At 38.7% G+C, this 8,088-nt stretch carries 5 protein-coding genes; all 5 read right to left on the reverse strand.

The genetic code is table 11. The features are described from left to right. The coding region (locus ACQR30_RS03125; RefSeq protein WP_429731122.1) for a glycoside hydrolase family 18 protein at nt 1-684 on the reverse strand (684 nt) is incomplete at its 3' end. Between the two features lie 399 nt (nt 685-1,083). Continuing rightward, nucleotides 1,084-4,065: a glycosyl hydrolase family 28-related protein gene (locus tag ACQR30_RS03130; RefSeq protein WP_429731133.1), complete on the reverse strand. Its 2,982-nt coding sequence runs from the start codon at nt 4,063-4,065 to the stop codon at nt 1,084-1,086. Nucleotides 4,066-4,103: 38 nt separating this feature from the next. After that, a complete protein-coding gene (locus ACQR30_RS03135; protein ID WP_429731125.1) occupies nt 4,104-5,870 on the reverse strand; it encodes a glycoside hydrolase family 9 protein in 1,767 nt (588 codons plus the stop codon). A gap of 235 nt (nt 5,871-6,105) precedes the next feature. Next, nucleotides 6,106-6,996 (reverse strand): ThuA domain-containing protein, encoded by an 891-nt coding sequence (locus ACQR30_RS03140; protein WP_429731129.1) that lies wholly within the window; start codon nt 6,994-6,996, stop codon nt 6,106-6,108. A gap of 117 nt (nt 6,997-7,113) precedes the next feature. Further along, nucleotides 7,114-7,917, reverse strand: a complete 804-nt coding sequence (locus tag ACQR30_RS03145) for a ThuA domain-containing protein (protein ID WP_429731131.1) — start codon at nt 7,915-7,917, stop codon at nt 7,114-7,116. Between the last annotated feature and the right edge of the window lie 171 nt (nt 7,918-8,088).

The raw sequence follows: 8,088 nt of genomic DNA on the forward strand, positions 1-8,088 counted from the left end.
TATGGTTCTATCAGCCTGCTCTAAACTTGTATGATGTCTAGTTAGGCTTCCACCATCAAGATCATATGTCATAAGATTAACAAAGTCGAGATATTGTGCAGCCTGTCCCATATTTGTTGTTTGTAAAAAAGCGGGAAAACCACCAACTGCGGCCGTCAGCAACTGTCGTCTGCCAGTTTGCTCCTGCAAAGAGTCTAATGATTTTCTCAAGGCTCTAAACATCCTCGTAAAGTTTTGTTTATCTTCTGAGCGATAAATATTATCCATCGCTCCCTGCCGGCCAGGATATTCCCAATCGATATCAATACCATCTAGATTATATTTTTGAACAATAGCGACCGCACTATGTGCAAATGCAATACGAGAAGTATCTGAAAAAACAGCATCTGAAAAATTTTTACTCCAACTCCACCCTCCAATAGAGATTAATATTTTGATAGAAGGGTATTCCTTTTTTAAAGCAGAAAGATTTTTTAGATTTACAGTATCAGTCCTTAAATTACTTAAAACTGCTCTATTTCCTAAAACATTTACAAATGCATAATTGAGATGTGTCAGCTTAGCAGGATGTATCATATTCATATTTACCAAACCACGATACCCTCCCACATATCCTATGATTACTGGCTTCGGTTTTTTCTGTGCATTTGCCGGATTGATAAACGCAAAAGATATTGTGCACATAAATAACAGGCTACTAATTGAAAATATTCTTTGTCCGAATTTCATAAAATGTAGCGTGAAACCCACTGATGCCGATAGACTCGGCGGGGTAAGCGACACGCTAACGCCTTTACGATTAAAAAATGGCGACATCTTCTGGTATAAAAAAAACATTTGATTATTCGCATTGTAAAATTGACGTTGAAAATTAAACTTTTATCTACTGACCAACAGGATAAGTTGCTTGTTGCTACTATTGGGAAAACAAACGCCGTTTGCAATGTTATATCTATGTGGCGATTTTAAGCTCCATCACGAAATCTACCATCCTTAGAAGGCTGCTTTTACGCCTTCTTCGCAAATGCTTATACGCTCTGCTGCTAAGGTTGCATCTTTGTATTTAGAAATAAAAATATGCACTTAATTTTCCAGTATCTCAACTTTGAACAGCGATTGATGACCCGTTACAAATAATGTTTGATGATCTCTTCCACCAAAAATCAATCCGGTAGGCCGTTCGGGAATTTTTATCTCCTTTATTTGTTCACCATTTTTATTGAATACATATACCTGCCCGTCTGCGATAAATACATTCCCTGTTCCGTTTGTGGCTGTGGCGAAATTTCCTTTTTCCGCAAAATCTTTGCGGTTAGATACATACCCTTCCCGACTTACAGATAAGCTAACAGTTCTTTCATTATACTCGTCCGAAATATATAATGGTTTTCCGGGGAAAGCTTCCGCTAATGAGGTGGCCCTTGCAAGGTCATATACTATTGGGATAACGGTTACACCATCCGGTGCTACCCAGCACCACTTTGCACTGTCAACAACGACCAAATTAAAATCATGATAATCTCGCCAGCGATGTGCAGGGTAAAGTGCTTTATAAATATTTTTTATACTTCCCATTGGCGTCTTTCTTAATAAACGAATTGATTCATCAGGATGACTGGGGTCAATGGAATAAACCCAGGTTGCAAAACCCGAATTTCCCCAGCCACTAAAAGATGTACCTGCAGCATCAGGTGGATTTCTAAAGACTTCAGGCTTTCCTTTAATAAGATAACCTGACTTAGGTTCATACTTAAATACGACTAACAGGTTATCGTTCTTATCACAAGCGAGTGAGAGTGGTTGCCAAGGATAATCGCCTAATAAGCGAATTGTTTTTGTCGACGCCAACCATTGATATATACGATTCGCCCCGGATTCGCAGAAATAAATATTTCCTTTACCATCACTACACATGCCTTCGGCAAATTGAAATCCGGTAGCCAATTGCCGGACAGGATTTTCAATTGACTTTTTCTGTTCGTTATCATCATTTATCAGTAATTGTGCTAATTCCCAAGAACAAACTTCTTCACCCGACTGCATATCGAAAACAGTGTTGGTACTCGTATATTTTGTCTGTGCATAATTGTGCACATTAAGAAACTCAATATCTTTTGAATACCAATTGCGTATGGCATAAGGATAAGGTTTAGCCACTCTTATAACACGAAACATATAAAGATTCGCAAAAAGCATATGGTCGCAATTTTCCAATTCTATCGGTTGACAATCAGAACTTTCACGGCTCTCTTCCTCTGTTTGTAACGCAAATACACTCCAACCTGAAACATTTTTGAACCGTACCTCATTGTGTACATGGTGCTCAACAGATAAGCCATAAATATTTCCTTTCGTTGCGGTGTTGGATATGTATACGCCGTTTGTGGCATAAGTATTTGCCGTCCATATATTTTTAAAAATACCGCCGCCGCCATTCGTGATCCAAAGGCTCCAATATTGTGTATCCCAAAGGCCTGCTGTGCCCATTTTGTAGGGAGATTCCTGGCCTCCAAACTTTGTATTACCCATGCTTCCATGCCCACCAATAAACTTAACATCATTGAGATAAGATGCTGCTCCAGCCATCCATTTACATGCTACTGCACGCGGGTTGCTAGCACCTGTAGATAAACCAATACCGCTTATTATATTTGTTCCGCCCATAGAAGTTTCGATCAATGGCACAGGTCCGCCAAAACCGCCAAAGGCTTCCGTATTTTCCGCAAGAAAAAATTGCGTAGAAATTGGATTGAGTCCGATCAACACCGTCCGTTCGTTCAATTTTATTGTTTGACTTACACGATACCAACCTTGTGGTACATAAATCACATTGTATTTGTCAATAGCAGACTGTATGGCTTTTGTGTCGTCTGTTCTTCCATCTCCTTTTGCCCCCAAAGATTTCAGATTTACCCAACTGTCCATTGATGGCAATACAGGGATATCAATTTTTAAGGAAGAAGGAAAAACTTTCAAAGGCTCGATACTTGCTGTGGTTTTATAAACAGGTTCGGCATTTATACCATCCTGCACCAACCCATTAGTAAAATCACTTACACTATACAACTCAGCTTTATCCAAAATAGATTTTTTACTTTCGCGATAAGACGCGAATACCGGCACATTGCGGCAATTGATATTGCGCAAGTTAATTTGGGTATTTGGATTTCCGGCATTGCTAATGACAATCGCCACTTTACCAACATTATCAAAGAGGCAATCTTTCATAAATAGTTTTTCCCAAAAACCCGAATCAATTGCTATCACCACGGGTACGTTTTTTGCATGCATTCTTACAATGGTAAGTCCAGCTTCCTGCGTTTTAATTGCAGCTTTTTTCTGTCCTTCAAAATACGTGTCAAGCATCATAAACTGCCATCCTGGAGACGTTTTAGTTGTATAAATTCCATAATCCCCGCCAAAGAAATGCACGTCTTCCATTTCATTGCCTACATCATACATACCGGCTTTACCATTGCCGGCGTAAACATTCACGTGCGCTATAAAACTGTGCTGTGCATAATGCGTCCGCAAAGCCACAGCCTGCGGATTGCCATCTTCTATCTTTAAATTGATATTTGACATAGCACTATAAAAAGTGCTTGCGCCGGCATCGTCAGGTGTACCTCCTTTCGCTACTAAATTAGAAGTAAACCAAAACATATATTTTGCCCACCCTTTATCAGACTTATCAAGCTGTTGATACCCGGGAGAATGCTTAGCAAGTACAATCAATGGGCGTGTTTTACCATAACCAATCAAACGGACTGCTGCAGGAATGTAAATAGTTTTGCTGATAAGATATGTACCTTCCGGAATAAATAATACACCAAAATTGTATTTCTTTTTCACCTGATTAATGGCTAATTGCAACGCATCTGACACGTCTGTTTTTCCGTCTGCCTTTATATCAAAATTTTTTGGTGTAAAATAAACTGCCAGCGAGTCTTCCATTTGCATAGGATAAAAAGACGCTATAGCAGCTCCCTGACTTTTGCTTTTTTGCGCAAAGCAACTTAGAGATAATGCCAGGCAAAATGTTGTCACAAGAGGAAAAAATTTCATCACTTTATACTATTTTTAATCGTTTTTATTTTATAAGATTAATACTTACAAGTGCTTTCAACCATTGCAGTCACTGCTTGTAAAAACCAAGCCGCATGCGGAATCCATTGTTCAGTCCACCGCCACTCATTGCCATCATCGCTCAGTTTAAATTCAATGCCGCTGCCATCATTTTCTTTTCCTGTAATGCCGTTGGATATGCCGCCCCATTCAGATCCGTGACCATAATTTGAATGCATATAAGGCACATTATATTTACCAAAGCCATACATAAAACACATTTGATACGGATTGCACCCTAATATCCAATTCAACTGTTGCGATGCATATGCAGCCAATTTATTTTCAACTCCCCAATTTCCCTTAGCAGGATATACCAATCTCCCTCCAACAATAGCAGCCGTAGCCAAGGAAGCCAAACGTGCATCTTCCCCTTGCCACCACCATCCGGAAACATTATCGTGTGGAATAAAAAACCCTTCTTTTATTTGCCCGTGAAAATTAAAGGTTTGCCTTGCATAACCAAAAGGATTAGAGATGTCATTGGTTACTCGAATATTATAATCCAAAGCAGATTTAATTGTGTGAAGCGCTTTTTCGCGTAATACTTTATCTTTTTCTATATCTAAATAACGAGCAAGAGCCACAATTGGTAAGCCTGCATCAGAAGCATGCCAATAAATTCGTGTGCTATCATCTGCCCTAAAATATCCAAAAGAAGTAATACGCATATTCAAGTTTTGCGCACGCTTACGCGCCTGCCTTTTATACAAATCTTTGCCAGTGGCTATCCACAACTCCGATGCAGCCATTAAAGCGCAATAATCATCAATAATATTTTCTCGATGGTTATCATCATATTTTACATTATTCACCAACAAATTTTTAAACGCTCTTTCCGCACCATTTAAGTATTGCCGAGAAGTAAAATCGCCATGTCTGTTCCAACACGAAATTCTGGCTAGAGCCGCAATCGCCATCCCCGCACCTTCTCTGAAAGCGCACTGATAATCATTGGTAGTAACGCTATTGGCTTCAAGACCAACGACTTTGCGTGCATTAGGATCTTTATTAAAATAGCTAAAGACAACCATGTAGAAAAAATTACTATCAGATAAAGCACGCATCATATAATCCGCTCCCCATAAAGCTTCCTCTTCAACCAAATCTTTAACGCCCCATTTTTGTAATAGTTTAGGTATTTTTTCCACTGTACTAATTAACGACCAGGTCACCAACCCCGTTTGTTGAGGCGACATAAAATTGGCGTAGGCCAAGTGAGAGAAATATTTACTCACATCTCCCGATGCATCACACCAACCACCACGCATATCGACTGTCCTGCCGCTGCCATTAATAGGCAAATGACTGTCTGCAGTTAATTCCTGTGGTGTATTGGCCCTCTGTTTGAAGTAATAATGCACAATGGCTGGAATGGTCAATTTTGCCAATCTGTTTTTCCCGATTTCAAAAGATGGAGATACGATATTCACACCATCTATCTTAAGATTTATTTTATAGTTTCCCTCTTTTTGAAAGCCACTAAAATCAGCATCGTAAAAAGTAGCATTGGGCATCCACTCCTTAATTTGTTGGGGGCTACTTAGCTTAGCTATGAAAACAACTTTTCCTAAAGAATCAATTACAGAAAATTGTGTATTGTTATCCAACGGGAAGTCTGAACTTATAACAGCTTTCTTAACAGCCATTACATCATACGCTACCTGATTAACATAGATGATGGGCTGCGCAGCAACTTTTAAAAACCCCGCGAAAAAGAAAATAAGTAACCAAGATTGTTTCATGCCGATTTATAAATTGATGCTGTAAAACCCTAAAATTGTTAGTTTTTGGAAATGTAAGGCGTTAATTTTTTTGTACCTGTGCATAATCAGTATAAGACTTAAAAACCTCGTAAGAGACCCAGCGAGTGTACGTGGGGACGGGTAAGACCTCTACCTCCACAGAAGTAATAACCCTAAGTGATGCACGAAGCTAAAAAATCTTTAGTTTTTTGGTAGTTCAGATATAATGAATCTACTATTTGCGTCCTGCCAGCCAAAACAAACTGTTCAGAATAAATTGGTCTTGCGTTTTATTGGCAAATGTGTAAGACAAAGTGCGGTTCGTATTATCATATTTATGCTCATAATCCATATCATTATGTCCCATATTTACATAAACCATTTTATATTTTTTGTTTGTCCATGCAACCGGATAATAGCCGCTATGCCATATCTCACTTTGTTTTGGACCTGTTCCTAATGGAAAGCTTGAGGAGTCGATAGACAATAAAATAGCTATATCCGGATTATTTCGCAAGTCGTTGCTCCAGCGATACCACTCATTGGGCTGTGATTTAAAAGTCGTCGGTAAGTTTTTAGTCGCCGGACAACTTTTATCTTCCACACGAAGGATGGCTGAGGTAGGCCGCCAAGTATTACTTACGTACTGACCACATCCTAAAAAAATATCATGATACCAATGCCAATTATCCGGCACCGCAGAATTGTCCAAAGAAAATGCTGCAAAATGAAATCCCATCCATGCTCCGCCATTGTTCATATAGCGTTCGAATGCCGCGCGCTGAGCAGGTTTTTCGGGTCTTGTATCGAGAAAAAGAACCACTTGATAATGTGTCAGAAAACTATCGTTAAGGTTGTTCCAATTGTTGATAGAATCATAGGTAAAATGATACTTTTTCGCCACCATAGGAAACCATTTGTTCGCCTCGTGTACATAACTGATATGTGCCAAATCATTTTTTCCCGTAAAAAAAGCAATTACATGAAAGGTCTTTCCTTTTGCAAGATGATTTTCGAAGGAAGATGGCTGCTGCGAACTATCCTTTGGGAGACAATGATTAACCGAGGCATTCAGACATGCTGAAAATAACAGCAATAGGGTAAGGAAGCAAAGCTTGCATTTCATAATTTGATTTTTAATTTAGATAGGAAAATGATCTTATCAATATAAGAGCCTAATTAAAATACCAAAAAAATAACCATTTAAATTTGCCCTTTTGTTTAACAAAAGCAGGCCCCAAAATCACGAATCCGTTGAGGGTTGCATTGAAGCCCAAAAAATAGCATTTCTAAACAAAGTGGTATAAAAATGGTTTTGGAAAAGTATAGGCGAGTGTCCCATAAATATATATACATTCCTTGCTTTTACATGTTCATTAGTCCACACCACGGGATGATCGTCGCCCATTTTTATATTAGAATCCGGCACATAAGACGATTCGTCAACTGTTGCCAATACATGTACATTGGGTCTCGGGCTTTTGTTGTAAGTGTACCATTCTTCCTTGCGGATAATAAAGGATTTGGGAAGTCCACACATAACCGGATGTGAGCTATCTTCCACATCCACATTGGCCGCTGCAAAGGTGGCGATATAATTTTTAAAACGAATGTCACCCATGAATTTAGAAAACCAATCCCACATAGGATAACCGTCAAACTCTCCCAAAAGTGTTGCATGATGAAACCCGATCCACCCTCCTCTTCCTCGATCTATATAACGCTGAAACGCTTTTGCGGCCTCATTTTTCCAAGCATAAGGAGGATAATCTAATTGAATAAATAACTGGTATTTTGACAAATAACCATCATCAATAGAATCTGTGTTTTGAATATAATGAATCGTAAAATTGCTATCTGCCGCAAGCTTGTTTAGCCACTGTTTTGCCGCCAATGAATATTCAATATGATGTCCCCCATTTTCGTACAAAGCCAAAACACGAAAACGTGGAGAGGCTATTTGTGATTTACCCGAGGCACTTAATAACAATAGTATAACGAAAGCAAAAATTACGGAAAATGGAAATTTCTTTTTTTTTTTTTTCATCTATAATTATTGGGCTGTATATTTTACTACAGCCCTTTGTAAGCATTAAAAAAAAATATTTCCCCTTTATTTAAAATAAATATCCGTAGCTTTTATTCCTGTAGTTCCTAAATTGTTTCCACCCGACTTAATGGTGATATAATAAGTACCGCTGGTTGGGAATGTAATTGT

This window comes from Arachidicoccus sp. (assembly GCF_050436765.1).
Taxonomy (GTDB): Bacteria; Bacteroidota; Bacteroidia; order Chitinophagales; family Chitinophagaceae; genus Arachidicoccus.

What these genes read in the sequence shown, in the direction of transcription:
- ACQR30_RS03130 (WP_429731133.1), bottom strand. Translation starts at nt 4,065, where the DNA reads ATGAAATTTTTTCCTCTTGTGACAACATTTTGCCTGGCATTATCTCTA.
- ACQR30_RS03135 (WP_429731125.1), bottom strand. Translation starts at nt 5,870, where the DNA reads ATGAAACAATCTTGGTTACTTATTTTCTTTTTCGCGGGGTTTTTAAAA.
- ACQR30_RS03140 (WP_429731129.1), bottom strand. Translation starts at nt 6,996, where the DNA reads ATGAAATGCAAGCTTTGCTTCCTTACCCTATTGCTGTTATTTTCAGCA.
- ACQR30_RS03145 (WP_429731131.1), bottom strand. Translation starts at nt 7,917, where the DNA reads ATGAAAAAAAAAAAAAAGAAATTTCCATTTTCCGTAATTTTTGCTTTC.